Raw genomic sequence first — 968 nt, forward strand, 5'->3', positions numbered from 1 at the left:
TGCTCCTGCGTCCTTTCTGCCGGTCCTGCTTCCGGTCGTGGCGATCAATCTAATAGTCCAAGGCGCGCATTATGCGGGTTGGGTGAACTACGACGGTCAGAAGGCGGCATACATCGTCTCTGGTGCCTACCTGGTGGCCATAGCCCTTGAAGCCGTTACCATTTGCGCGGTCGCTAATCAGTCCTCTACGACGACTTTCCACCAGCTACCGACGTTCCGAGCTGACCGGCGAACGGCTGCAGCCGCCCAATTCTAGCCGTTAAGCTTTCAAATCGTCACGTCTGAAGACGGCCTCTAATTGTTGACTGCAGGTGGCCGCACAGCAGGAAGCTCGATGCCCAACGAGGCGGCGCACCATCGAATGGCCTGCTGCTGAACTTCAGATAAGCCTCCCCGCTCCCGACGAATCCTACAGACAGTCGGGGCCGTTGGAGAATAATATACAACGACTTCACGGCCGTTAGATGCGTGCCGAGCCTTCCACGTCAAAATCGCGCCCGGGGGGGAAGCCGTGGGGTCTTGATCGCTCCAAGAGGTCAATCCCTCCGCTTCGACCAGCTTCTCACTGAATGCCGTGGCTGTGGTTTTGGCCGGGATCTTGATCTGCTCTGCAACCATCCTGTCGGGATTTGGTGTGGTTACACTAAACGTCGCGACTACGCGTACCTGATCGACAGCAGCGGCGAGCAAAAGCAGTGTAGCCAGCATGGCGCGTCTCCGAGCTTAAAGGCGGCAACCTGCTGCCGATAGGTAGCCCGTGCAACGGCTGTTTTAGATAGCGAGCCTCTACAACTAGCCTGTCCGCGAACCACCCAATAGCCGACGCTGTGGCAAGCCAAGGGCGCTTCCCGAAGCGGTCATTCCGCTTTCGCCGACTTGCAGGCACGACGGTTCGGCGGCAGATTGGCCGCAGCTAGAGGCGGGACTTGGGTGATAGGCTTGAACCGGACACGAATGAGACCAACTCT

Annotated in this window: 1 protein-coding gene; it reads left to right on the forward strand. The window is 58.5% G+C overall.

The window, feature by feature from the left end; all coding sequences use genetic code 11:
• Positions 1-256: hypothetical protein (locus ACX40P_RS15145; protein WP_459127190.1), on the forward strand; the 256-nt coding region annotated here is incomplete at its 5' end.
• Between the last annotated feature and the right edge of the window lie 712 nt (positions 257-968).

This window comes from Sphingomonas sp. RS2018, assembly GCF_054489605.1.